Raw genomic sequence first — 25847 nt, 5'->3', positions numbered from 1 at the left:
GGTGCCGTTTTGCGTTGGGCCCGGCTTCGTACCGGCTGTTCACCGGGCGTTCTCCGGGCGGACCTCCCGTGTTACTGCGCTGGCCGGTTTGGCTCCCTACTGTCGTGGTGCAACTGCGGCCCAAACAGGCGCCGCACCACCTTTCGAGAGGCAGCAATGACGGCAAGCATCAACCAGCCAAAACTCAGCCGGAGAGCAGCATTGGCTGCCGCGGGAACCCTGGGCGCGCTGGGAATCACTATGGCTGCAGGAACCGAGAGCAAGGCAGCTCCGGGGGCCAAGCCACCCAAGCCGAGCCTTGCGTTTCGCCCCAATGGCACCTTCAAGATCGTCCAGTTCAATGACACCCAGGACGACGAACGCACCGACCGCCGCACCATTGAACTCATGGAGCGCACCCTTGATGCGGAGAAGCCAGACTTTGTGGTCATCAATGGCGATGTCATCACTGGCGGCTGCGAAAACGAGCTGGAGGTCAAGCAGGCACTGAATCATGTGGTGCTACCCATGGAAAAGCGCAAGATCACGTGGGCCGTGACCTTCGGAAACCACGACGAGGATTCCCTGGCACGCACCGGCATGACCGAAGCCAAGATGCTTGCCTTCCTGCAAAGCTACGCGTTCAACGTCAACGCCGACTCCACCCCGGGCCTCACCGGCACCTCCAACACACAACTGCTCATCAAGTCCGCCACCTCCAAGGCGCCTGCCTTCGGCCTGTGGCTCATCGACACGGGCCGGTACGCGCCGGGCGCCATCAACGGGCAGAGTTTTGAGGGCTACCCCACGTGGGATTGGGTACGCATGGACCAGGTCAGCTGGTACCGCGAAAAGTCCATCGCCACCGAGCGCATGTACGGCAAGAAGGTGCCCTCGTTGATGTGGGGCCACATTGCCTTGCACGAACACCGCAACATGTGGTTTGCCAGCATCGACTCCCGCAAGGACTCAGACCATGCCCGGGCACTGACCCGCCACACCATTGTGGGCGAGCGCAACGAGGATGAGTGCCCCGGCCCCATCAACTCAGGATTGTTCAACGCATTCCTGGAGCGCGGGGATGTCAAGGGCTACTTTGTGGGCCACGACCACGTGAACACCTATGTGGGCAACTACTACGGCGTTCAGCTGGGCTACGCGCCGGGTACCGGATTTGGGGCCTACGGTTTGCCCGGTGCCGGGCGGAACCGACTGCGGGGTGCGCGCGTGTTTGAACTGGATGAGAACCACCCCGGCATCTACAAGGACACCCGCGTTGTCTTTGCCAAGGACTACGGGATTGACCTCACCGCCAACGACCAGCCGATCGAGCCGCTTCCCTTGGGCCCCGACCAGCGCTAGCTCATCGACTGTGATTGCAGGGCCATCGGTGATTGCCTGCCGCGGGCCCTGCTTTTCCTTCGAGCTAGGCTGTTTGGTTCAGGTCCGCGAGCGCTGTCACGACCCGTTCCGGATGTTCGGCGATTCGATTCAGGACGTACAGCCACCATTCGGGGCCGAACACCACATATTCGCGTGTTGTGTACCCCTCCCCATGAAGTGAATCGAGCAATGCGGTGCCAAGGCCCTGGAGCATCTCGAACTCAACGTGCTCGCCATGGAGTTGCTGGCCGAGCAGGGACTTCAGTGACGCGACCAGATCGGCGTCGTGAGTTGCCAGGTTCACCCGATGCCCGGCCGCCACCAGCCGCTGGGCCATCCTCAGGTAGCTGTCCGTGAGCGGGGCGCTGTCCCGCGGGTGGGCCACCCGCTGATTTTCCAAGAATGCGCCCTTGACAAGGCGGATGGGGCCGGGGCGGGCCATGACCCGCTCAAGGTCGGCGGGGGAGCGGTGCAGTCTCGCTTGGATGGTGATGCCTGTTTCCGGGAACTGGGCGGCGATTTCATCGTAAAGGTCAAGCACCAGATCCGTACGTTCGGAGCCTTCAGCCGAGATCATCATGTAGCTGCCTGCATCACGCGCTGCGGCAGCAATGGCCAAGGCGTTGCTGCGGCCGAGCTCAGGTGAAACGAGGGAGCCGATGTGTGAGAGGTCCAGGGACACGGTGGCGTACTGACCTCGTTGCTTCAGCTCACTGGCCAACGATTGGAAGGCGCTGGCCTCAGCATTAGCTACGTCGGCGGACCGGACGGATTCTCCCACGCACTCGATGCTTGTCCGGTGCCCCCGTGCGGCATTGGCTTCAATGAGGGCCAACGCGTCCGTTGCGCTCTCACCGGCTGTGTATCGCCGGGCGATCCTGCCGGCAGCGTGGGCCAGGACGGGATTGGCCAGCACAGTCTTTTTGAGTTCTTCGTCCATTGCCCAGCTGCGCAGGGTGTCGGCGGCTAGAGGAGCTGCGCGTAAGTCAGTATTCATGGCTACATCTTATGGGCAGCCAGCTGGTGGGTTCTGGCCAGCTGCCCCGCACCGCAAATCGTGGACTCATTTTCATGGCTGTGACCGGCTAGAAGATGGCGTTGAGGGCATTCCACCCGTGGCCCACCTGAACGCGACTGGCCCAGGTTCCCTGTGCTGTGCGCGGGTAGAGCCACATGGTTCCGGTAGAGTCGACGCCAAGCACGTCGGCAGTTCTGTCGCCGTTGAAGTCGCCGGGGCTCATGATGGCCGGAAGCGAGTTCCCGCCGTTTCCGATGAGGATCCGCGGATTCCAGCCGCCTGAAGCAGTGCGTGGATACAGCCACAACAGGCCGGTGCTGGTTTCTCTCGCCAGAATGTCGGAGGTCCCGTCGGCCGTGAAGTCACCAGGGGCCACAAGGGTGTTGAATATTCCCCAACCGACACCCACAAGTACCCGAGAAAGCCAGCCGCCGCTGCCATTGCCAGGGTATAGCCACAGCCGGCCCGTTCCTGTTTCCCGGGCCAGGACGTCGACTCTTTGATCGCCGTTCATGTCACCGGGGCCCACAATGGAGTCGAACCCGTTCCAGCCGTTGCCTATCACCTGAGGGGGCAGCCACCCACCAACGCCATTGCCGCGGTAAAGCCACAGCTGGCCCGTGGCCGGTGCCCGGGCCAGCACATCACCATGGCCGTCGCCGGAGAAATCACCCACGGTTTCCAGCACGTTGAAGCCGCCCCATCCAACGCCAATCGTGGAGCCAGCCGAAAAGACGCCTTTGCCGGTGCCCGGATAGAGGCGCAATTGATTTGCCACTGCCACCCGGGCCAGAACGTCATTGTTCCAGTCGCCGTTAAAGTCGGCGGTGGAGCCGGACAGGGCAGAGCCTGGCATGGGCAGCGCCGTGAATGCATAGTTCGAACAGGTGAGGTCGTAGTCGCGAGTATCGTCGTACCACTGCGACAGGTAGACACGCCCACCGGAAAAACTTGGTTGGACGCAGCGGTCCTGCGCTTCAGTGGGGTAGTCAAGCCGGCCGGCGGTGGCCCAGACCGGTACCCCGGGAAGATGCCACGAGCCCGTGATGGCTTGCCACCCGCTGGTGAAGGAGTACAGTCCATAGGAGAACCCGGCATCACGCAGCCCCCGCATCAGACCCTCAATAATCAAACGGTTTTCGCGTTGCGCCGCTGCCGTCGCGGTGGGCCACGGCTGGGCCGGACGTGGTTCCACATCGATCCACACCATGCCGGGGCGGAAGCTGTTGCGTGCCATGGTGGCCAGCGCGAACGACGCCTGAGCGTAGCCAACGTTGGACAGCTGGCCGGCCCGGGTGACGGCGGACCACGGACCCTTCGTGCCATAGCTGCCCAGTTGGCTTGCCGAGGGAAACGCGGCCATCGTGTAGGCCTGGGCGGGCTTGGAATTGGTCCTCACCCAGGTCAGCTGGGTGCCCAAACAGGGGTTTTCAGTAAATGGCAGGCCCTTGGTCAAGCCGAGCACCACAAACTGGGTGCTCGTGGGTGGCAGCGGCAAGCCAAACCCACCCACGGCGGTTGAACATTGCGGCCAGGATATGTCATGGCCATTGAGCGTGGCTGCACGGGCTGGATGGGCGGTGACCAGAAGACTCATCACCAGCGCCAGGGCGGATAGTACACTTTGGATCAGAAGGCGGGTACTGGGCGTCTTCGTCGAGACTGTTCTCTTGGTACCTGTCAGGCCAAGCTGCTGGTGCATGTGATCACTTCCAGTTAAAGTTAACCACGCAAATGTGCCGCCGACCAGATGTCGCGGCACCCTATCTGCTGGACCATGCCGCTCCCGTGTGGATAGAGTACTTTCCACGACTCACTCCACCGGACCAGCATGAGGAGATTAGGCGATGTCATTTCAGGCATATCTGGACACGATCGAGGACAAGACCGGTCTGACGCCCCGGGAACTCCTGGCACTGGCCCATCAACGCGGCCTCGATGAACCGCCCATCCAGGCCGGAGCCATCATCGACTGGTTCAAGGACAGCTACGGGCTGGGCCGCGGACATGCTATGGCCATGGTTCATGTCATCAAGAACGGGCCAACCATCAGTGAGAAGCATGTTGGCACCGACGGCACCCACCGCGACGAGTCCACGGAGCTTTGGCTGGACGGCAAGAACAACCGCCCCGCATAGCCAAGCACACTTCCCCACGCGGCGTGGGCAACCATTTTTGGGCAACCATCGCTGGGTTGCCGAGTTCACTCGGGCACGCGCGTCCCAGACATCGCGGCTCCCGCCAGCGGGTCCAGGTGACCCATCAGATGGACCCAGCCGACGGGGACGAGGAAACGCTCGGGGAATGTCAGATGAACCCCGAATCGGATGTGGCTTCCTGCGGAATACCGGACCATTTCCGGTCAGGGTAGGCTCTGCCGAATGAATCAACATCTGAGCTTCGGCCTCACGAAACTGGTTGCGATCAGGTCTACGGAATGGAAACTAGCGCCGCAGGCCGTTTCACGGGCAAGCAAGGTGAGACAAAGGAATGGGAGGCTCAGGATGGCAGCGAACGGGTGGGCTTCGATGCCCTTCGTCCTCCGATGAACCAGAGCAAAGGAGCAATAATCGGCAGCAGAAACACGAACAAAACCCACACCGCGGTTCTGGCGGCGGGCTGATTCTTGGTCCGAGCAATGCTAATCAATGACGCGATCAGCAGCGCGAAACATACAAGTGAGACCGCGATTTGCAAAAGCACCCACCCCGCAGGAAGGACCGGATCTGTACTGCTCATGGATTGCAGAATCACCGTCAACATCTTTCCCCCAAAAAGGCCGATACCACCGCCAGCTGTATATCGACTAGCGAGTAACTAACACCCTACCGCGACCTTCGAGCACTCAATCGTCAACCCGCGAGTCGCTGGATGTATGGCACGGGAACGCGTGGACCCGCCGGAAGTGCTGGGACAGGCGAATTTGTGAATCGGTGATGTTTCAGCGGCAGGACGGGTTCAAGCAAAGTCCCCAAGAGTAGAATGGACATGTTATTGCGTTTCGTGCCGTTCTTTCCAATGCAGAGGGAAAATGCCATGGACATCGCCTCGATCTTGATCATCGCAGGGATTTGCATCTTGTGTTCCTTGCCGGTGTTGTTTCGGTCGCTCCGGAGCTTTGACAAGAGCGCCAACGACATCGAGGCCCAAAATCCTGACGTAGCTAAAGGTATTCGAGATGCACGGCGTGAGATCGATAAAGGCAAGGACATCTCCGGCCCTTGGGTCTAGCGCCGGGCGTTCGAGTTTCGGCCGATCTGAGTTGGACCAAATCTTCGAAACCGGCCGCAATGCCCCGATGTTCATGACCCTCCCGGCATTCCAGTTTTCAGGGACGTAGGGCTGACGGTCCGCAGATTCGAGCCAGGACGAGCGGCCCCCACCGCCTCGGCGGTCCCGGGCCGGATCCCAAGAATTTTGGCGGGCTCTTCTTGGCCGATTCCATTCATCAGACACAGGACTACGCCGTCGCGTTCAACAACTCGCAGAAGCCAAGGCAAGACACTGTCCCGGTCATCCAATTTTCGGTGGGAGAAACGCGTTCAATGAGGTGGGAAACAGCGCCTGACCGCCGGAGAGGTGTTGGATAATTATTCATATTTTGGTCTCGGGGGAGTGGTTTAGCCCAAAATGCAACGTTGGTCATGAATCCTGCGGGCCTCCTCCGAAAGCAATTTTTTTTGGCTATACAGGGCTCACCAACAGTCCCTGCGGCAGGAAAAACCAACTTCCAGGAATCCTGCATCTATGAATCGGCAGGATGTGGCGGCACCGCAGAATCGCGCACACGCTGCCAGCCCGGATTCGCACAGATCAGGAATATGGATGCGGCGGAACAGAACTAGTCCATTAATCCCAAGCGGGGAGTCCACCTCCGCTTTACTTGACATAATGTAGATTATCGGCGTGCCGTGGTGATCCCGGAAGTGGTCCGAATCAGCCAATTTCAGCTGATTCAAGGAAACCCTCAAGCGCCTGAATCCACGCCTCAAACTGGTCCAGATGGGCGTCATGGCTGGCGTTGCTCAGATCAATGCGAATCGTTCCTGGCCGCCGCGTGACGAACTCACGCTTTTGCACCTCGGTGAACATCCCGCCATCGGCGTACACCACAAGCGTCCGTGGCTGCACAGAGACCCATTCGTCCCACCGTGGCCGCATCACGTGGCGGATGCAGGCTTCCATGATGTCGGCATCAAAGCGTGGCCAGAGCCCGCCGTCCCGGGGTTCCAGGGACTTGACCCAGGCCGCGGCAAGAGGTGAGTCACCCAGAAACGCCGCTGCGGCAGCTGCATCAGCAAATGGCACGGGCCAAGCGGCAAAGAACTCACCCAATGCAACAGCTTCCGCCGGCGACCCTGACCCGGCATCAGCCTCTAGGAGCACCAGTGATGACACCAAATCCGGCCGCGACGCAGCAACCAGCATGGCCGTGTGGGCACCCATGGATTGCCCCACGAGACGAACAGGTGCATCAGGGCTGAGCTGAGCAATGAGCTCGACAACATCCTGCACATACGCATCCCGGGAAACATCCACGGGCCGGCGCGTGCTGCGCCCGTGGCCGCGCTGATCCAGCGCCACCACGCGATACGTGTCAACTAGGGCGGCCATGGTGGGCTCAAACTCCCCCGAATCCCCCGCCAGCCCGTGCAGAATCAACACCACGGGACCGGTACCGCAAGCCACAAACGCCAGCTCGGTCCCCTCCCGGATGATCGGGCACCGCTCCCCCGCAATATTCGAATTAATGTTCGAACACTCCGTTAGGCGCCAACATAGGCGGCTAGGTGCTGGCCCGTGAGCGTTTCCCGCGATGCCACCAGCTGGGCCGGCGTGCCCTGGAAAACAACGTTTCCGCCGTCGTGCCCGGCGCCCGGGCCAATGTCAATGATCCAATCGGCATGAGCCATGACGGCCTGGTGGTGCTCAATGACGATGACGGACTTGCCGGATTCCACGAGCCGGTCCAGCAACCCCAGGAGCTTCTCGACGTCGGCCAGGTGCAGGCCGGTGGTGGGCTCGTCCAGGACGTAGACGCCACCCTTCTCCCCCAGGTGCGTGGCCAGCTTGATGCGCTGCCGCTCTCCCCCCGAGAGGGTCGTCAGCGGCTGGCCCAGCTTGAGGTAACCCAGCCCGACGTCGGACAGCCGGCTCACGATCTTGTGCGCAGCTGGCAGCTTGGCGTCGCCGTCGCGGAAGTACTCCTCGGCTTGATCCACTGACATGCCGAGGACTTCGCTGATGTTTTTCCCACCCAAATGGTAGTCAAGCACAGCGGCCTGGAAACGGCGTCCCTCGCACTCCTCACAGAGGGTGGAGACGCCCGCCATCATACCCAGGTCCGTGTAGATGACGCCCGCGCCATTGCAGGTGGGGCAAGCACCTTCGGAGTTGGCGCTGAACAAGGCAGGCTTGACGCCGTTGGCCTTGGCAAACGCCTTGCGGATGGGCTCCAGCATGCCCGTGTAGGTGGCGGGGTTGCTGCGCCGGGAACCGCGAATGGCTCCCTGGTCAACCGTGACCACGCCGTCCCGGCCGGACACCGAGCCATGGATGAGCGAGCTTTTGCCGGAACCGGCCACACCCGTGACCACCGTGAGCAGGCCCAGCGGGATGTCCACGTCAACCGCCTTGAGGTTGTTTTCGGTGGCGCCGCGGACCGCCATGGCCCCGGACGCCTTCCGGAACGTGCCCTTCAGCGCCACCTTGTCATCCAGGTGCTTACCGGTCAGGGTGCCACTGGCGCGCAGGCCTTCGATGCTGCCCTGGTACACCACCTGGCCGCCGTCGGATCCGGCGCGCGGCCCCAGATCGATGACATGGTCGGCGATGGCGATGGCCTCGGGCTTGTGTTCCACGACGAGCACCGTGTTGCCCTTGTCGCGCAGCTGCAACAGGAGTGTGTTCATGCGGGCGATGTCGTGTGGGTGCAGGCCAATGGTGGGCTCATCGAACACGTAGGTGATGTCCGTCAGGGACGAGCCCAGGTGGCGGATCATCTTGGTCCGCTGTGACTCACCGCCGGACAGTGTTCCGGAGGGCCGGTCCAGTGAAAGGTAGCCCAGGCCGATGTCCACGAAGGAGTCAAGGGTGTCCCCCAGCGCCCCCAGCAGTGGCGCCACGGAGGGCTCCTGAAGTGAGCGCACCCAGGCGGCGAGGTCGCTGATCTGCATGGCACACGCATCGGCGATGCTGATGCCCTCGATCTTGGAGTTGCGGGCGTGCTCCGCCAGCCGGGTGCCGCCGCAATCGGGGCAGGTGGTGAAAACCACTGCACGCTCCACGAAGGCGCGGACGTGCGGCTGCATGGCGTCCACGTCCTTGGCCAGCATGGACTTTTGCATCTTGGGGATGATGCCCTCGTAGGTCAGGTTGATGCCCTCAACCTTGACTTTGGTGGGCTCGCTGTACAGCAGGTCGTGGAGTTCCTTCTTGGTGAACTTGCCAAGCTTTTTGTCCATGTCAAAGAAGCCGGTGCCGGCGAAAATGCGCCCGTACCAGCCGTCCATGCTGTAGCCGGGAATGGTGAGGGCGCCCCCGGACAGGGACTTCCCGGCGTCGAACAGGGCGTCCAGGTTGAAGTCCTTGACGTTGCCGGTGCCTTCACAGCGCGGGCACATGCCACCGGTGATGGAGAAGCTGCGGCGCTCTTTGACCTTCTCCCCCGCCTTTTCCATGGTGATGGCACCGGAGCCGCTGACGGAGGCCACGTTGAAGGAGTAGGCCTGCGGGGATCCGATGTGCGGCTGCGCCACGCGGCTGAAAACGATGCGGAGCATGGCGTTGGCGTCAGTCACGGTGCCCACGGTGGAGCGCGGGTTGGCGCCCATACGCTCCTGGTCCACCAGGATGGCGGTGGTGAGCCCCTCCAGCACGTCCACATCGGGACGGGCAAGGGTTGGCATGAAGCCCTGCACAAAGGCGCTGTAGGTCTCGTTGATCATGCGTTGGGACTCTGCGGCAATGGTCCCAAAGACCAGTGAACTCTTGCCCGAACCCGAGACGCCGGTAAACACCGTCAGGCGGCGCTTGGGGATTTCAACGCTGATGTCCTTGAGATTGTTCACACGCGCACCCCGCACCCGGATCAGATCATGGGTGTCGGCAGCATGCAACTGGCTGGTTTGTGCTTCTACATTGCTGCTGATGCTCATGGCGTCTCATTTCTGTCAGCGGGAGGCAAGTGGTCCTCGCTGGCGGTGGTGTTAGTTGCTGGAGACCGGACTGGCGATGGTGAACAGTTCACAGCTGGCGTTGTAGTACTGCTCCGTGGGGCCCTGGTGGGCCATGCCAATGCGGCGGCAGACAGCCTGGGAGGACTCATTGGCGGGGTTGGTCACGGCAACCACCTGCTTGAGTCCACTGCTGAAGGCGTGCGCCAAAACAGCGGCGGCCGCTTCCGTGGCATAGCCATTGCCCCAATGGTCAGGATGGAAATGCCAGCCAATTTCGACGTCGTCGGATGGCTCCAGCGGCTCCTCACCCGAGGCGGGAATGGGCTTGAGCAGCAGCGTCCCCACGGCGAGTCCATCCGAGGCGCGGGTAACGGCCCAAATGCCGTGAATGGGATGGTCGATGCTTTGGAAACGGGCGACCCTTTCCGCGGCTTCGGCCCGGCTCACCATGACCGCCGGCTCTGCGCCAATAAAGCGTTGCACCACCCAGCGTGAGTACAAGTCGTAGGCAAAATCAACGTCGGTTTCTTGCCAGGCTCGCAGCGTCAGTCGCTCAGTGGTGATGTTCTTCATTCAACCATTGTGCCCTGTTGGCGGATGACCCGCAGCCTGCCTCGCTGCTAACACGCCGTGAATTCCGCTGCCCGCGTCCCACCCGCCACAGCCCGCGTGACCATTCGCACTCAATGCTTGGCACAATAGGACACAACACATTCGCTTGGAGGAGTAGGCACATGAAATTTGCTGTGGACGTTGACCTGGTTGCCGCGGGTTCCCGGCGCCTTGAGGATCAAGATGCCTGAACCCAGCCTTCCCCTGTTCGACGACGACTACCTCCGGCACGCTGTGGCCGCCATCCTCGACGCCGGTGAGCTTCCCGCCGTCGTGCAGGCAGGCCACCCCGTGCTGCGCGCCGCCGCCCTCCCTTTCACGGGGCAGCTCGATGACCGGCAGTTGGGCGGCCTCATTGAGCTCATGACGGCCACCATGCGGGCAGCCCCGGGCGTTGGCCTGGCCGCCCCGCAGATCGGCATCCCCCTGCAATTGGCAGTCCTCGAGGACCAGTACCCCGTCACGCCGGAGAACGCCGCAGCCCGCAACCGCGAACCGCTGGAACTTTTCACCATCGTCAACCCGCACTACACACCGGTGGGGGCGGACAGGACTTCACACTATGAGGGATGCCTGTCCATGTCCGGCTGGCAGGCAGTGGTGGACCGCCCCGCAACAGTGGACCTCGCCTATCGGGACGAAAACGGCACGGCACACACGCGCAGGTTCACGGGGTGGCAGGCCCGGATTGTCCAGCACGAGACGGACCACCTTGCCGGGACCCTCTATATAGACAAGGCACACCCGCGCTCGCTGGCCAGCAATGCGCAGTACAGTGCACACTGGGCCAACCCGGACATTGCGGCGGCCCGGGCGGGCTTGAATTTTTAGGGCCCTGCCGCGGTGGTCGGCGTTTCCACCGCAGCCGCACACCCAAACTAAGATGGTTGCATGGAACCCTCAGTAGTCGAAGCTTTGTTGTGCCCGCATTGCGGCATGGACTTTATTGCCCCGCAGCAAGGCGCCACCAGCCTTGCCTGCGTTGAGGGGCACAGCTTTGACGTGGCCCGCCAGGGCTACCTCAACCTACTCACCGGCCACGGCACCAAGTTCCTGCCGGACACCGCGGCCATGGTCAATGCAAGAGACGCGTTCCTGGACGCGGGCCACTACCAAGACCTCAGTAACGCCCTGACCCGGCAGGTCGACGCCGCACTCCCGCCCGCGGCGCAAAACGCCCTACTGGTGGACGCGGGCACGGGAACCGGCTACTACCTGCAACAGATACTTAGCTCCCTGGCCACCCGTGGCGAAAACGCCCCATCCGGGCCGGAACACCGAGGCGCTCGCAGACTGGACGCCGTGGGACTGGACCTTTCCAAGTTCGCGCTGCGACGGGCCGCCAGGAGGAACCCGCAAGCGGCGAACATCGTGTGGGACTTGTGGCGGGCCCTGCCGCTGGGAGCCAACACGGCCGACGTCGTCCTGGTCATCTTCGCCCCGCGCAACGCGGCCGAGTTTGCGCGGATCCTCAAGCCCGGCGGATCGCTGATAGTGGTCACTCCCCTGCCGGGGCACCTGACAGAAATTGCCCAGCTTGCCGGACTACTGGCCATACAAGAGGAGAAGGAAGCCGCCTTGGTACATTCCATGGCGAGCCACTTCTCCCTGGTCAGCAGCCAGGAGGTGCTGTGCCCGCTGGAACTGAGCCCGGGTGATGTTGGCAATGTGGCCCTCATGGGTCCGGCCGGGCACCACCTCGATCCGGTGGCTCTAGGTGCCGCGTTGGCGCAACTTCCCGGGCTGACAAGCGCCACGGCGGCGTTCCGGATCTCCGTGTTTGCCCCCAACGCCCAGGTCTAGTTCGCCCCGGCAGCCTGCAATTCCTCGGGGTTGCCCAGATCCACCAGCCGGGATTTGGGGGTCTTGCCGTGCAGGTCAACGTGCAGCCACTTCAGCGTCAGCTGCGTCAGCGGTCCCACACCCAGGGCAAAAGCCGCGGTTCCGGCCCCCACCACGCCGCCCAGGAAGAATCCCAGCACCACAACACTGAGCTCAATGCCCGATCGAACCAGCCACACCGGCCTTCCTGTGACGCGCACCAGGCCCGTCATGAGACCGTCCCGGGGCCCAGGTCCCAGGCCGGCACCAATGTAGAGTGCCGTGGCGAACGCCAAGATGAACAGGCCGGCCGCGAAGGATGCCAGCTGCAGGGGAAGCTGTGTGGCCTCCGGGATGAGGGCCAATCCAAGGTCCGCGAACGCCCCCACCAGCAAGGCGTTGGCAATGGTGCCAAATCCGGGGCGCTGCTTCAGCGGAATCCACAGCAGCAAGACCAATCCACTGATCAGGATGGTCCACACGCCAAAGGAGAGGCCAAACGTCCGGGAGACGCCCTGTGAAAAGACATCCCACGGCGACGCACCAATGTTTCCGCGGATCATTAGGGCGATGGCCACTCCGTAGAGCGCCAAGCCAAGGAACAGCCGGATCAGGCGGATGGGCAGGGAGGTGGTGGTGAGAAACGAGTGCATATGGCTAGTCTAGTCAAACTGGACTTACGCAAAAGGGCCAATTCCACTAATGTGGATCTATGAACTCTTTTGTCACGGGCAGGCGGCTGGCGCGCGAACTGGGCGAATGGCGCAACAACACCCCCGCCTACCGGGCCTTGGCCGAGCGCATCCGGGTGCTGTTGATGGACGGCCGGCTTTCCAGCGGCGCCAAGCTTCCGGCCGAACGTGAGCTCAGCCAGGCACTGGACCTCAGCCGCACCACCGTGGCCGCCGCCTACTCGAAATTGCGCGACGACGGTTTCCTGGACAGTGTCAGGGGTTCCGGCAGCACCCTGCGGCTTCCCGGCCGGGAACGCGGCGAGCACGGCATGCACAATGGGCTGGCCCTTGACTTCACCAAGGCCACGGCCCCCGCCTACCCGGGGATCCAGGGCGCCTACGCCGACGCCGTCGCACAATTGCCCAACTACCTCTCGCACGACGGCTTCGACATGGTGGGCCTGCCCGATCTTCGTGAAGCCATCGCCCAGCACTACCGCGACAGGGGCTTGCCCACCTCGGCGGACCAGATCATGGTGACCATTGGCGCCCAACACGCCCTGAACCTGGTGACAAGGACGCTGTACTCCCCCGGCGAACGGATCATGGTGGAACAACCCACGTATCCGCACGCGTTGGATACCTTCACGTCCATGGGCGCCCGCATCCTGGCGTTTCCAGTCCGGCAGGATGGCGGTTGGGACCTGGCCCAGGCGCTGCTGCAGATTCGCCGCGCCGCTCCCAGCCTGGCCTTCCTGATGCCGGATTTCCACAACCCCACAGGCATGAGCATGTCCATCCAGGAGCGCGAGTATCTAGCTGCCGCAGCCGCCCGTGAGGGCACTGTCCTGGTGGTGGATGAAACCACTGCACTGCTGGACATTGACCGGGGCGCCATGCCACCCATGGCAGCCTTCTCGCCCAGTGTGCTGACCCTGGGCTCACTGGGAAAGATTGCCTGGGGTGGCTTGCGGGTGGGGTGGATCCGTGGCTCACGGGAGATCATGGCGCAACTGTTGCGGAACAGGCCCGCCATGGACCTGGGCACGCCGCTGGTGGAACAGCTGGTGGCCACCACCTTGCTGGCCGACATGCCCTCCATGATGGCAAGCCGCAGCCTGGATCTGCGCCGCGGCCGGGACACCCTGGTGGCGCTGCTGGCCGAACACCTGCCACAATGGCACGTTGAAGTCCCGGACGGTGGGCTGTCACTGTGGATCAACACCGAAACCATCTCCAGCTCGGCCCTGGCCCTGGCCGCGCGCGCCGAAGGTTTGGGGTTGGTCCCTGGCCCCCGCTTCGGAATTGACGGAGCGTTCGAGAGGTACCTGCGGCTGCCGTTCTGCTATGGCGATGAGCAATTGCGCGACGGCGTGAGCATCCTGAGCCGTTTGGGTGAGCACGTGGGCTCCGACCCCTTAAGAATGCCCCAACAGGGCGTTATTTAGCCGGAAATTTCCAGCCCAACGTAGTAGTGTCATAGGTACACATCAGTCTCTAAGGGGGACGAAATGCTTGAATGGATTAATGACTTCGGCTGGATTATCTGGCTCTCAGTCTTCCTGCTCCTGGCCGTTGCAGAGATGCTGACACTGAACCTGTACTTCATCCTGATGTCAGTGGGTGCACTGGCCGCCCTTGTGGCCTTCCTGTTCCACGCTGAACTGTGGTTGCAGATTGTGGTCTTCTGCGTTGTAGCCCTGGCCACCACAGTTCTGATCAGACCCTTGGCCATGAGCCACCTCCACCGCGGACCTGCGGACCAGCTCTCCAACATTGACCGCTTGATCGGTCACAAGGCAGTGGTCCTGGAAGCCGTGAGTGCAAGCGCAGGCCTGGTGAAGATCGGTGGAGACATTTGGACTGCACGGATTAACACAGGGGTGGACGTTCCCGTGGGGGCCACCGTGGAGGTTGCCTCGATCGACGGCGCCACGGCCATCATCGACTACCCTTCAGCGCAAAAATCGGCCGGACCGGCAACAACAACAGCCTAAATGCCGCCAGGGTGCCGCCGGGCTTGAGCCTGCGCGCCCTGAGCGTCTGAGTACACAGATTCTTTACACAGAAAAGAGGGGATTTCATGGGAGATGCTGGCACACTCGTGTGGCTATTTGTAATCTTTGTCCTACTGATATTCGTAGTAATCGTTCTAGTCCGTTCAGTGCGCATCATCCCGCAGGCGCGGGCTGGCGTGGTGGAACGCCTGGGCAAGTACCAGCGCACACTCAATCCGGGACTGACGGTCTTGATTCCGTTCGTGGACCGTTTGTTGCCGCTGCTGGATTTGCGCGAGCAGGTTGTTTCCTTCCCGCCGCAGCCCGTCATCACCGAAGACAACCTGGTGGTCTCCATTGACACAGTGGTGTACTTCCAGGTGACGGATCCCCGTGCAGCCACCTATGAGATCGCCAACTACATCCAGGCTGTCGAGCAGCTGACCACAACCACCCTGCGAAACGTTGTGGGTGGCTTGAACCTTGAAGAGGCCCTGACCTCCCGCGACCAGATCAACGGCCAGCTCCGTGGTGTGCTCGATGAGGCCACCGGCCGCTGGGGCATCCGCGTGAGCCGCGTTGAGCTCAAGGCCATTGACCCGCCCCTGTCCATCCAGGATTCCATGGAGAAGCAGATGCGTGCCGAGCGTGACCGCCGTGCGGCCATCCTGACGGCCGAAGGCACCAAGCAGTCAGCCATTTTGACTGCTGAAGGTGAGCGCCAGTCGGCCATCTTGAAGGCCGAGGGTGACGCCAAGGCGGCCATCCTGCGCGCCGATGGTGAATCCCAGGCGATCCAGAAGGTTTTTGGCGCCATCCACAAGGGCAACCCCACGCAGAAGCTGTTGGCCTACCAATACCTCCAGACGCTGCCCAAGATTGCCCAGGGAACCTCAAACAAACTGTGGATCATTCCCAGCGAAGTGGGCGAAGCCTTGAAGGGCATCGGCAACGTTTTGGGGAACACGGCAACAGACGCGGACGACGCCGTCGAACCAACAGAGCCTGCCACGCAGTAGCTCGCATCACACCAGCCCCACCCGCTGCATCTTGGACGCGGCCAAGCACGTATAATAGGTGTTTGGCCGCGTGGCTTTTTGCCCGGCCGCTTTCAACACCCACTTCCCCGCAGGAACAACTGTGCCAAGTGGAGCGTTGAATCAATAGACGTCAACAAATTTAGGGAGAAGTCATGAGCGATCGTAGCCTGCGTGGCATGCGCCTGGGCGCACAGAGCATGGAGACAGAATCCGGTGTTGAGCCGGCTCCTCGCCAGAGCGTGGAGTACCGCTGCGCCGACGGAGAGCAGGTCTTCGTCACCTTCTCCTCGGAAGCTGAAATCCCGGCAACCTGGATGTCCAAGACCGGCAAGGAAGCCCTGCTGGTCAACGGCGAGGCTCCCGATACCTCCAACGACAAGCCCGTGCGCACGCACTGGGACATGCTCTTGGAACGCCGCACGCTGCCCGAGCTGGAAACCATCTTGGCTGACCGCTTGACCATCCTGCGCGAAAAGCGTGGCGAGAAGGTCTAAGCCTTCACCAGTTACACAAAAGGTGGGCCGCCCTGACGTGGGGCGGCCCACCTTTTTGCATCCCGCTACACTCCCCCGCAGCAAAGCTCCGTAACGGGGCAGCACAAGGCCCCCTCCGCCGTCGTACATGAGGGCGAAGGGGGCCAGATGATGCTACTTGTTGCGGCCAGTCAGCTTGTTCCAGCGCGCAGTCAAGCCCCACTTGGTCACGTTGACCATGGCTTCTTGGACAATGTTGCCGCTCATCTTGGAGGCACCAAATTCGCGCTCCACAAAGGTGATGGGAACTTCGACAACCTTCATGCCCTTCTGGCACACGCGCCAGAGCATGTCCACCTGGAAGCCGTAGCCGACAGACTCGACGGCGCTAAAGTCGAGTGCTTCGAGGGTACTGCGGCGGAAGGCCCTGTACCCGCCAGTTACGTCGCGGATCGAGATGCCCAGGATGACGCGAGAGTACAGGCTGCCGCAGGTGGAGATCAGCTTGCGGTGCAGCGGCCAGTTGACCACCTTTCCGCCGGGCACCCAGCGCGAACCCAGCACCAGGTCGGCGCCCGCATCGATGGCATCCAGCAGCAGGGGCAGCTGCTCGGGCTGGTGGGAGCCGTCGGCGTCCATTTCCACCAAGACGTCGTAGCCGGCGTCAAGACCCCAGGTGAAGCCGGCCAGGTAGGCAGCTCCCAGGCCTTCCTTGCCCGCGCGGTGCAGCACATGCACGGCGGGGTCGGTGGCGGCGAACTCGTCGGCCCATTGGCCTGTTCCGTCGGGGCTGTTGTCGTCGGCAACCAGCACATCCGCGTGCGGTACGGCTGCACGGAGGCGCGTCAGCGTTTTAGGCAGTGACTCGATCTCGTTGTAGGTGGGAATGATCACAAGGACACGCAACAATTGGTGCCTTTCCGTGGTGAATGTAGCAAGAATAGTGGGCCCTGGTCTGCAACCGCTGGTGCCAGGTGAGGGCTTTTTTCCACATAGCGGCGGGCAACTAGCGCCAAATGACCATTATAGGCGAAATGGCTAGGGCAAAGATAAGTCCACGCGCCTTCGGACCAATTAAGACACGCGCAAAGTGCACCATGCTTAGTTGTTTTCTAGTGGCGCGTGAACCTATCTCCCTAGCGTCGGCGAAGCTGAACTTAACACCGACCGGGACTCTCCCAAAGGAGGTTCTCCGCTCCCCTAAAACTAATTGCCCAAGACCCTCGTGTCAACACGTTCCTGACCTGCACGTATAGGCGTTTGCGCAGGTCAGGGTGCTTATTACCGCGGGGTAATTGCGGGAGGCGGCTGAAAAAGAACTTGCCAGTATTAAGGTAGCTGTACGCCAGCGCTGAAGTCTTCACTGGCGAACAGTTCGCGGCCCAGATGCACCGTTTGAAGGCAGCGAGGGTCACTTCCGGTATCCAGGGCCGGCAGCAAGGGCGTGCGGGCCCGTGGATCCGTGGACCAGGACTGCACCCTGTCATCGGCCACCTGCACCATGAGGGCATCCACATCCCAAATGGCAAAGCTGGCGGGGGCTCCCGGAGCCAGCTGGCCCAGGAACGGGTTCTCCGACTTGGCGGCCCGCCATCCGGCACGGGTATGACCAATAAACGCCGCCCGGGCGGAAATCCGCGACGTGGGCTCGTGGTGGTTCAGTGCCGCCCGGACACTCGCCCAAGGGTTCAACGGTGTCACGGGGGCATCCGAGCCAAAGCACAGCGGAACACCTGCCTCATAGAAGCGGGCCAGAGGATTGAGTTCACGGGCCCGGTCAGCACCTAGGCGTTGGGCATACATCCCCTCCGCTCCGCCCCAGAGGGCGTCAAAGCCTGGCTGCACGGAAACCGTGACGGCGTGTTTGGCCAAGGCGGCCATGGCTGGCGCGTCAACCATTTCAGCATGCTCAAAGCGGTGCCCGGCGGCCCGAACCTTCTCGATGCCCACCCGTGCGGCAGCAATTGCCAGCCCCTCAAGGGCAATGTCCATGGCACCATCACCGATGACGTGGAAACCGCCGGTCAGCCCCAGTTCTGAGGTCGCGGCCAAATGGGCGGCAACCTGTTCAACGGTCAGGTGTGCAGCACCTGAGGTGGTTGGGACATCGGCATAGGGCCTGCGCAGCAGTGCCGAGCGGGAACCCAGGGAGCCGTCAATGTTGATGTCTCCGGCCAGGCCAAGCACAGCCGGCCCCAGAAGGGCCAGCAGCTCGCGCGCCTGGTCAACACTGGAAACCAGTTCGCCCCAATACGGCAGTATTTGCGGAAGCGCCTCGGCGGCGTCGGCGGCGGTCAACGCCGTCAGGGCAGTCAGGTCCTCGATGGAGCCAACATGGGGTGCACTCATTTCAGCCAAGGCCACATAGCCGTTGGCGGCGGCGTGGCGCAGGGCCCGCAGCTGGGCCGTCTGACGCTGTTGGGGCGTCAGGGAACGGGCCGCTTCCCGGGCCTTGATGTGCGCGGCACCGCTGACCAGCCCCTGACCATCCCAGCCGGCGAGGGCGCTGAGCCCGCAGCGCTGGGCCAGCGCGGAGGAGACTACACCCGAATGGACGTCCACCCGGGCCAGGTACACCTCGCGGCCCCCCGTGGCCCTGTCCAACTCTTCCGCGGTGGGTGGCCGGTTGTCAGGCCAGTCGCTGCTGTCCCAGCCATACCCCAAAACCATGCCAGCAGTGCTGGCGGCGGCCGCGGCAACCCTGTCCAGGAGATCTGTCACGGAGGTGGCCCCGGACAGGTCAGCAGAATCAAGGGCAACGCCCGTTTCGGTGACGTGGACGTGGGAGTCCACAAATCCGGGCGCAACCAGCGCCCCGGCAAGGTCCACCTCCCGCATCCGGGAATCCAGCAGCGATGTGGCGGCATGTTCGGAACCAACCCATGCCACCACGTCACCGTCCACCAGCATGGCCGTGGCGAGCGGATCGGCCGCGCTGTACACAGAGCCATTCCTGTACAAAGTCAATGACATGGGAAATACAGTCCTTTCAACACACTGTTCAAAATCTTTTTCACGGGGCCCCCGCGCAGGGACGAGCGGGACTTGGGTCTAGTCCAACACGGCCGTGTAGGTAACAACACCGCGGCGGAGCAGCTCCACGGCTTGGCGGCACACGGGCGCAAAGCCGGCCGGCACGGCGGGGACCTGGGCAAGCTGCCCCAGCAGGTCAATGACTTGCTTGGTCCAGCGCACAAAGTCCCCCGCGGCCAGCTCCGTCCCTGCCAGCGAGTCCTGCAGGCTGCGCCCCTTGGCCCATTTGTACATGGGCCACACCAGGCCCATCTCGGGTTCACTGGTCAGCGGCAGCTTGTGGGATTCCTCGGCGTCCTGGAGCCTTGACCACTGGATGACAACATCTTCCACGGCCTGCTCCAGGCTCACGCTGGGCATCCGGGGACGGGAACCTTCGCCGTCACGTTTGGCCTGGTACACCAGCGTGGTGACAAAGGCTGCCAGTTCGGCCGCGTCCAAGCCGGCAAACGCCCCCTGGCGCAGCGCAAGGGCAATCAACAGATCCTTCTCGCCGTAGACGCGGCGCAGGCGCTGGCCGTCCTCGCTGGGCACCAGTTGTCCGGCGCCGTCGGCCACCACGAATCCGTAGCCGGCCAGCAGGTCGATGACCCTGTCAAAGGTGCGGGCAATCGTGTTGGTGCGCGACTGGATGGCCCGCACAATCCCGTCAGTCTCCCGCCGCAGCTTCCACCAGCGTTCGGACCAGCGTGCATGGTCCTCCCGGTCGCTGCAGCCATGGCAGGGGTGGGCCCGGAGGTTCCTGCGCAAGGTGGTGATGGCAGCTTCCTCGCCCGTCTCCGAGTATTGGAAAGCTGCCGTCCGGTGCGGGCGCTGCGCTGCGGCTTCGGCAAGTTTGGCCTCCAACGCGGCCAGCAAATTGCGCTTGTCCTTGGGCACCTTGGCGTTGAAGCCCTTGGGCAGGCGCAACTGCGCGGCAACCTCCACCGGCCCGTTCGTATCATGCAGGTTCAGTCGCCGCAGTTCTCTGTCCACCGTCAGGATGGAGGGGCGCGGCTCGCGGGTGTTGCTGTCTGGGCCCACCACCACGGCGTACCCAGGGTTCCGCCCGCCCGGCACCATGATCACATCGCCGGCACGCAGGCTGGCAATGGATTCAACCACTGCGTTGCGGCGCTGTTTGGACTTTGAGGCGGAGGCACCGGATTCGTGGTCGGAGAGTTCGCGGCGGAGTTTGGCGTACTCGTTGAAGTCGCCCAAGTGGCAGGCCATGGCCTTTTCATAGCCGGCCAGGGACGCTTCGCGGGACCGGACCTGTTTGGCCAGGTCTACTACCGAGCTGTCCGCCTGAAACTGGGCAAAGGACGATTCCAGAATGTCGCGGGTCCTGTCCTGACCAAATTGCGCCACCAGGTTGATGCTCATGTTGTAGGTGGGGCGGAAGCTGGAATTCAGGGGGTAGCTGCGTTTTGAGGCCAGGCCGCCCACGGCAGTTGGGTCCGTGCCCGGCTGCCACAACACCACCGCGTGACCTTCAACGTCTATCCCGCGGCGCCCGGCCCGGCCCGTCAGCTGGGTGTACTCCCCCGCCGTGATGGCAACATGGGCTTCGCCGTTGTACTTCTCGAGCTTCTCCAGAACCACTGTGCGGGCAGGCATGTTGATGCCCAGGGCCAGGGTTTCGGTGGCAAAAACAGCGCGGACCAGTCCGTCGGCGAACAGGTCCTCCACCACTTCCTTGAAGCTGGGCAGCATGCCCGCGTGGTGGGCTGCCAGTCCCCTCAACAAGCCGTCCCGCCAGCCCCAAAAGCCCAACACGTCACGGTCTGAGTCGGGGAGCTCCGCACAGGCAGCATCCACGCGCCGGGCAATCTCAGTGCGCTCGGTCTCCGTGGTGAGCCACAGCCCAGCGGCGGCGCATTGGTTGACTGCTGCGTCGCAAGCAGCACGGGAGAAGATGAAGGTGATGGCGGGGAGCAGGTCCTGCTTTTCGAGCGCCCGGATCACCTGGGGCCGGGAGGCGGCGCGGGTCGCGCCAAAACCGCCGCGCTGGCTGCCGTACTTTCCACCACCCCGGTTGCCCTCGCCGGTACGGTCGAAACGGTCCCCACGCCCCCCACGCGAGCCGCCGTTGGTGCGCACAGTTTCCGAGCGCGCCAGCTTCAATAGTTCGGGGTTGATCTTGGGGGTGCGGGCGTTGTCCGGGGACTGGTTGCCGGGGGCAGCCTCATCGAAGGCCACATTCTCGGCAAAGAGGTCCACCAGATCGCGCTGAACCATCACGTGCTGCCAGAGGGGAACTGGCCGGTGTTCGGAGACCACCACCGCGGTGTCGCCCCGGACGGTGCCCAGCCAGGCACCAAACTCTTCGGCGTTGGAGACGGTGGCGCTCAGGGAGACCACAGCGACTTCGCTGGGCAGGTGGATGATGACTTCTTCCCACACTGCGCCGCGGAAACGGTCCGCCAGGTAGTGGACTTCATCCATGACCACATAGGCCAGGCCGTTGAGCGTGTTCGAGTCTGCGTAGAGCATATTGCGCAGAACTTCGGTGGTCATGACCACCACTGGCGCCTCGGAATTAATGCTGGTGTCCCCGGTCAGCAGCCCCACGTTTTCTGCACCATATTTATCGCAGAACTCCTGGAACTTTTGGTTGCTCAGCGCCTTGATGGGGGTCGTGTAAAACGCCTTGTACCCGCGACTCAGCGCCAGGTGGACGGCAAATTCACCAACAATGGTTTTGCCGGCACCGGTGGGGGCCGCAACTAAAACACCGCGGCCGGCCAGGACGGCTCGGCACGCGGTGTTTTGAAAATCATCCAGCTCAAAGGACAAGCCTGCCTTGAAGTCCCCCAGTTCAGTGCCTTGGTCTCGAACTCGATCCTTGGCCGCCAGGTAACGTTCGGCAGGGCTTGTCATCTCAGAGCTTGGCATAGTACAAGCCTACGTCAGCTCAGAGCACTTCCAGATCCGTTGAGGGCGTGGCCACATCGGCCGTGACCTCGGATTCCTTGGCCTTCTTTGCATCACGCCTGTCACGGCGTTTGTCATTGAGCAGGCACAAGCCAATGGCGCCAAAATACAGCACCAACAAGGGTGCGGCAAGGAAGAACATACTCATGACATCCGATCCCGGAGCCGCCATCGCAGAGACGATGGTGACACCGAGGATGGTGAAGCGCCACGCCTTCAGGTACGTCTTGCCCCGGACCAGGCCAACGGCGTTGAGCGCAAAGAGCAGAACGGGAACCAGGAACGCCGCGCCCATGAAGAGCATGAGCTGCATGGCGAACTGCAAGTATTCAAGGGCCGTAATGATGTTGGCGCTCTCACTGCCCTCGGGTGTGAATGAGGTCAATGCCTTGACAATGTTGGGCCAGATGAGCCAGCCGGCATAAATCCCAGCCAAGAACAACGGCACTGAGGCAAACATGTAGGAAAGCGTGTAGCGGCGTTCCTTCTTGGTCAGCCCCGGAGTGATGAACGCCCACAGCTGATAGATCCATACAGGCGAGGCGATGATAAGCCCCAAAATCAGGGAAATCTGGACCTTCAAGTCGAAGGAGGTCGTGACACCCTGAAAGTTCAAGGTGGCAACGATGTTGCGTTCTTGGCTGATGTCACGCAGTGGCTGGGTGAGAGCAAAGAGGAGCGGATCGTAAATGATCCAGCCAAGAATAACACCCGGGATCATGGCCAGGGCACTCTTGAACAGCCGGTTGCGCGCCTCGATCAGGTGCGCCTTGAGCGGCATCCTGCCTTCAGGATTGGCTTTACGGCCCTTCGTGGCGACCACCGGCTCTTCGACCGCTTCTATGACTGAGCGCCAGTACCGGTTCCGGTACCGTCGCCCGAGACGTTGCCCTGTGTCGGGTTGTTAACGATCTTGCCCTCCATCGGAGCTTCCGGAGCAGGCGAGGCGGTCGGCGCGGCTGAGGGCTTCTCGTCCTTGCCGTCGTTCTTCATTTCCTTGACCTCGGACTTGATGATGCGCATGGACTGGCCCAGGCTGCGGGCCATGCCGGGCAGCTTCGGTGCCGCGAAGAGCAACAGAACAACAATGATGATGATGGTGATAGCCCAGGGGCTCTCAAAAAGTCTTCCCACGGTAACGCCTTTCCTTTTGGTTCATCCTACGTCTTGTAATGCTTCGATGTCGCGCAAGGATTGGAGCTGTCCGCGTTCTTTCCTGCGGGCGACGCGCCGCTGAAGTCGGGCAAAACGCCGTTCCTCTTTGGTAGCTAGGTAATCATCCTTCATTTTTTCAGGCGACGCAAAAACTGCGCTGCCGGGAACCACCGTTCGCTCTTCTGTGACGTGCTCCACTGCAGCCTTGGCCAGTTGCTGCTCCCAATAGGCTGCCCGTTCGTCACCTGCATCCGTGAAAGTGCGCATGGTCGCCGACGCTTGGCGCCAAAGTTTGAGGCCCAAAAAGGCCATGAAAAGCAGGGACAGCGCAATCAGCGCAATCCAGAGGAGAATCCAAGACCACCAAGGCATTTTTTGAGTCTATCCGCCCACGCTGGGAGGAACCGGGGTGTTTTCGCCCACAGCGTCATAGCTTGCCGCGGCCTGCGCCAGCCAGGCAACCGTTTGAGCACACGCCGCGGGCGGCCCCACCACCCGCGCCCGCCCGCCCAGCCTGGCCATGAGCGGGGCCAAGGTTGCAGTGTCGCCCACCAGCATGCGCAAACCCACCTCACCGTTGGCCACGGCAAAAAGCGATGCGTTGTAGGCGGGTCCCAACCGCTGCACGGCGGCGGCGGTTGCCACCAGTTGCACGGGATAGTCATTGCTGCCGGGATCATAAATGCCGGTGCCCGGCTGCCACGGGAACCCGGCCGCCGGGACATGGTCCTGGGGCCCGGCGTCGGACAGTGCCTTGATGGCATCCACCCGGAAGCTGCGCAACTCCCCCGCCTTGCGGCACCAAGCCCGCAGATACCAAAGCGAATCAAGCGAGAAAAGCCGGATGGGCTCCACCACGCGATCACCGAGCTCGTCACGGGCCCGGACCAGATAGGTCATGGTGCAGGAACGCCTGTTGATGATGGCCTCTTGTAGCGTTGCAATGGTTTCCGCTTCGGGGCCGGTAATTAATTGCAGCCCGACGGCGTTCGCCAGCCAGGCGTCCTCCCCCGCCACGGCACTCAATGACTTGATGGCTGTGCGCAGTGTTTGCGCCTGCTCCGTGCCGGGCAATGCCGTGAGGGCCTGCAGGCCCACCAGAACCGAGCAGGCTTCCTCCTGGGTCAGGCGTAGCGGGCTGGACAGGGTCTCGGCATCCCGAATGAAGACCTGCCCGGCCTCGGTGGTGACGTCCATCAGGTCCCCGTGCAGGTAACCCGGCAGGCCTGAGACGTTCAGCGTGTCCAGATCCCTCTCCCACTCCCTGGGGGTGATGTTGAATTCCGCCAGCACCTCAGCCTCGTCCACGCCCGGATTGGCCACCAAATACGGCACCATGGACAACAGCCGGATGAGCCGGTCCCGTGAATCCTTCTTCTTTGCCGCCGGGCCAGGCAACGGAATGCTCCAGTCCAAGGGGCCCGGTTCCGTGGCGGCGGCAGCGGCGGCGCGCTGCAGGCGGGCGGCCACGGCGTCTCGCAGGGCCAGCGGAGCAACAACCAGCGCCTGGGCACCCATGGCTGCTACGTCGTCGGCCATCAATTCCGGCTCCCGGTAGCGCACGCTCAGCACATCCCAGTTCTCCCTGTGCCAGGCGCTGTCCGTGGCCAGTTCGGTGTCTGGTCGGCTGCGCAACCAATGCGCGGCATCGCGGGGCACGGCAATCTGGGCCGTGTGCGGGGTTCCTGTGCCCAGGCTGTCCAAAACGGAGGCGATGGTGAACTCTTTGGGACGGTTGAACGTCTCACTGGTGTGCACAGTGACCACGGTGGTGATGCGTGAGAGCCGGAAACTGCGCTGCTCCCCCCTGTCCAGGTCAAATCCTGAGAGGTACCACTGGCCATACTTGTTGCCCAGACCCCAGGGCTGAATGGTGCGTGCGGTGGAGGCGGCCCCGGGCGCACTGTAGCCAAAACTCACGGGGTGGTGGCTGCGCAGTGCGGTCCAGAGAGGTTCAAAGGAGGGATCGGCAGTGCGGATGCGCGATTGCGAGGTGGCCGCATCCTCATACCAGCTTGTTCCCGCCCGGGTGGCGATCTTGCGCAGCGCCGACTGGGCAGCGGCCCCAAAGCTTGCTTCAGCCCAAACGTTGGCCGCAACGGCCAGCAGTGTCATGGCCGGTTCGTCGAGGCGCACCTCGGGCACCTGGTAGTCCACCGGGTCAATGCGGTACAGAGATTGATCCTGGGCATCGGTATCGTAGCTGGTGATGACGGACATGGGGATGCCCAGTTCCTGCAGGGTCCTTTTGTCCCGTTCAAACATCCGCTCAAAGGATGCCTGGACTTTCTCTTCTTCGGCGGAGGTTGGTGCCACCGGCATGTATCCGTTGATTCGTTCCCGGAGGTAGCTCTTGCTGTAGCCGCGCCGGGTCCCCAGCAGGGCAATCACCAGATTCAACAGCCGTTCAGTGGCATCAATTTTTGTGGACACACTGCCCAGCGTACCGGCAGCGGAACCGTGTTACCGACCCACCCTCCCGCCCTTAAACAACTGACCCGCAGAAAACGCCGAAAATTCGCATTTTTGATGCGATTTTCGGCGTTTTCTGCGGGTCAGTTGGAGGGA

The 25847-nt window shown here is 62.5% G+C and carries 23 protein-coding genes; 9 read left to right on the top strand and 14 right to left on the bottom strand.

What is annotated here, in order from left to right; genetic code table 11:
• Positions 1-156 precede the first annotated feature (156 nt).
• Positions 157-1341 carry a metallophosphoesterase family protein gene (locus tag ACX80Q_RS04865; protein ID WP_459329394.1) on the top strand — a complete coding sequence of 395 codons (1185 nt, stop codon included), beginning with the start codon at positions 157-159 and terminating at the stop codon, positions 1339-1341.
• A gap of 64 nt (positions 1342-1405) precedes the next feature.
• Here the strand turns inward: ACX80Q_RS04865 and ACX80Q_RS04860 are convergent, their stop codons facing one another.
• On the bottom strand, positions 1406-2359 hold the full coding sequence (locus tag ACX80Q_RS04860; protein ID WP_459329393.1) for a proline dehydrogenase family protein: 954 nt from the start codon (positions 2357-2359) through the stop codon (positions 1406-1408).
• Positions 2360-2447: 88 nt separating this feature from the next.
• On the bottom strand, positions 2448-4082 hold the full coding sequence (locus ACX80Q_RS04855) for an FG-GAP repeat domain-containing protein (RefSeq protein ID WP_459329392.1): 1635 nt from the start codon (positions 4080-4082) through the stop codon (positions 2448-2450).
• A 145-nt stretch (positions 4083-4227) separates the two neighbouring features.
• On the opposite strand from ACX80Q_RS04855, the gene ACX80Q_RS04850 reads away from it, so the two are divergent.
• Positions 4228-4518, top strand: a complete 291-nt coding sequence (locus ACX80Q_RS04850; protein WP_459329391.1) for a DUF4287 domain-containing protein — start codon at positions 4228-4230, stop codon at positions 4516-4518.
• Between the two features lie 361 nt (positions 4519-4879).
• Here the strand turns inward: ACX80Q_RS04850 and ACX80Q_RS04845 are convergent, their stop codons facing one another.
• Positions 4880-5119 carry a PLD nuclease N-terminal domain-containing protein gene (locus ACX80Q_RS04845; RefSeq protein WP_459329390.1) on the bottom strand — a complete coding sequence of 80 codons (240 nt, stop codon included), beginning with the start codon at positions 5117-5119 and terminating at the stop codon, positions 4880-4882.
• Between the two features lie 297 nt (positions 5120-5416).
• On the opposite strand from ACX80Q_RS04845, the gene ACX80Q_RS04840 reads away from it, so the two are divergent.
• The gene (locus ACX80Q_RS04840; protein ID WP_459329389.1) at positions 5417-5611 is read left to right on the top strand and encodes a hypothetical protein; all 195 of its coding nucleotides are present in this window, start codon (positions 5417-5419) and stop codon (positions 5609-5611) included.
• A gap of 705 nt (positions 5612-6316) precedes the next feature.
• On the opposite strand, the gene ACX80Q_RS04835 is transcribed toward ACX80Q_RS04840, so the two are convergent.
• From ACX80Q_RS04835 to ACX80Q_RS04825, 3 genes are all read right to left on the bottom strand, one after another.
• A complete protein-coding gene (locus tag ACX80Q_RS04835; protein ID WP_459329388.1) occupies positions 6317-7069 on the bottom strand; it encodes an alpha/beta fold hydrolase in 753 nt (250 codons plus the stop codon).
• A 77-nt stretch (positions 7070-7146) separates the two neighbouring features.
• Positions 7147-9537 (bottom strand): ATP-binding cassette domain-containing protein, encoded by a 2391-nt coding sequence (locus ACX80Q_RS04830; protein WP_459329387.1) that lies wholly within the window; start codon positions 9535-9537, stop codon positions 7147-7149.
• A 51-nt stretch (positions 9538-9588) separates the two neighbouring features.
• Positions 9589-10131, bottom strand: a complete 543-nt coding sequence (locus tag ACX80Q_RS04825; protein WP_459329386.1) for a GNAT family N-acetyltransferase — start codon at positions 10129-10131, stop codon at positions 9589-9591.
• A 222-nt stretch (positions 10132-10353) separates the two neighbouring features.
• On the opposite strand from ACX80Q_RS04825, the gene ACX80Q_RS04820 reads away from it, so the two are divergent.
• Together ACX80Q_RS04820 and ACX80Q_RS04815 are read left to right on the top strand one after the other, a co-directional pair.
• Positions 10354-11001: a peptide deformylase gene (locus ACX80Q_RS04820; protein WP_459329385.1), complete on the top strand. Its 648-nt coding sequence runs from the start codon at positions 10354-10356 to the stop codon at positions 10999-11001.
• A gap of 60 nt (positions 11002-11061) precedes the next feature.
• Positions 11062-11973, top strand: coding sequence for a putative RNA methyltransferase (locus ACX80Q_RS04815; protein WP_459329384.1), 912 nt, complete (start codon positions 11062-11064; stop codon positions 11971-11973).
• Here the strand turns inward: ACX80Q_RS04815 and yczE are convergent.
• Entirely contained in the window at positions 11970-12644 is a 675-nt protein-coding gene (yczE, locus tag ACX80Q_RS04810; RefSeq protein ID WP_459329383.1) for a membrane protein YczE, read from the bottom strand. The two genes, ACX80Q_RS04815 and yczE, sit on opposite strands and share 4 nt — an antisense overlap.
• A 59-nt stretch (positions 12645-12703) precedes the next feature.
• Here yczE and yczR point away from each other — a divergent pair, with 59 nt between their 5' ends.
• The 4 genes from yczR (at position 12704) to ACX80Q_RS04790 (ending at position 16196) form a co-directional block, all read left to right on the top strand.
• Complete coding sequence (gene yczR, locus ACX80Q_RS04805; protein ID WP_459329382.1) at positions 12704-14113, top strand: MocR-like transcription factor YczR; 1410 nt, start codon at positions 12704-12706, stop codon at positions 14111-14113.
• A 63-nt stretch (positions 14114-14176) separates the two neighbouring features.
• A complete protein-coding gene (locus ACX80Q_RS04800) occupies positions 14177-14662 on the top strand; it encodes an NfeD family protein (protein WP_459329381.1) in 486 nt (161 codons plus the stop codon).
• Between the two features lie 86 nt (positions 14663-14748).
• Complete coding sequence (locus ACX80Q_RS04795; protein ID WP_459329380.1) at positions 14749-15681, top strand: SPFH domain-containing protein; 933 nt, start codon at positions 14749-14751, stop codon at positions 15679-15681.
• Positions 15682-15854: 173 nt separating this feature from the next.
• On the top strand, positions 15855-16196 hold the full coding sequence (locus tag ACX80Q_RS04790; protein ID WP_103467338.1) for an RNA polymerase-binding protein RbpA: 342 nt from the start codon (positions 15855-15857) through the stop codon (positions 16194-16196).
• 153 nt (positions 16197-16349) lie between these two features.
• Here the strand turns inward: ACX80Q_RS04790 and ACX80Q_RS04785 are convergent, their stop codons facing one another.
• The 7 genes from ACX80Q_RS04785 to ACX80Q_RS04755 all read right to left on the bottom strand — a co-directional run bounded on the left by ACX80Q_RS04785 (position 16350) and on the right by ACX80Q_RS04755 (position 25712).
• On the bottom strand, positions 16350-17081 hold the full coding sequence (locus ACX80Q_RS04785; RefSeq protein ID WP_459329379.1) for a polyprenol monophosphomannose synthase: 732 nt from the start codon (positions 17079-17081) through the stop codon (positions 16350-16352).
• 423 nt (positions 17082-17504) lie between these two features.
• Positions 17505-19148: an amidohydrolase gene (locus ACX80Q_RS04780; protein WP_459329378.1), complete on the bottom strand. Its 1644-nt coding sequence runs from the start codon at positions 19146-19148 to the stop codon at positions 17505-17507.
• Between the two features lie 78 nt (positions 19149-19226).
• Positions 19227-22085, bottom strand: a complete 2859-nt coding sequence (locus tag ACX80Q_RS04775; protein WP_459329377.1) for a DEAD/DEAH box helicase — start codon at positions 22083-22085, stop codon at positions 19227-19229.
• 19 nt (positions 22086-22104) lie between these two features.
• Positions 22105-22905, bottom strand: a complete 801-nt coding sequence (gene tatC, locus ACX80Q_RS04770) for a twin-arginine translocase subunit TatC (protein ID WP_459329376.1) — start codon at positions 22903-22905, stop codon at positions 22105-22107.
• A 59-nt stretch (positions 22906-22964) separates the two neighbouring features.
• The gene (gene tatA, locus ACX80Q_RS04765) at positions 22965-23258 is read right to left on the bottom strand and encodes a Sec-independent protein translocase subunit TatA (RefSeq protein ID WP_459329375.1); all 294 of its coding nucleotides are present in this window, start codon (positions 23256-23258) and stop codon (positions 22965-22967) included.
• A gap of 21 nt (positions 23259-23279) precedes the next feature.
• Complete coding sequence (locus tag ACX80Q_RS04760) at positions 23280-23651, bottom strand: hypothetical protein (protein WP_459329374.1); 372 nt, start codon at positions 23649-23651, stop codon at positions 23280-23282.
• A 9-nt stretch (positions 23652-23660) separates the two neighbouring features.
• Positions 23661-25712 (bottom strand): helix-turn-helix transcriptional regulator, encoded by a 2052-nt coding sequence (locus ACX80Q_RS04755; RefSeq protein ID WP_459329373.1) that lies wholly within the window; start codon positions 25710-25712, stop codon positions 23661-23663.
• Positions 25713-25847 lie beyond the last annotated feature (135 nt).

The organism is Arthrobacter sp. HLT1-20, from assembly GCF_054510895.1.
The sequence above is the reverse complement of the archived record's forward strand: the minus strand, read 5'-3'. Positions and strand labels throughout refer to the sequence as shown.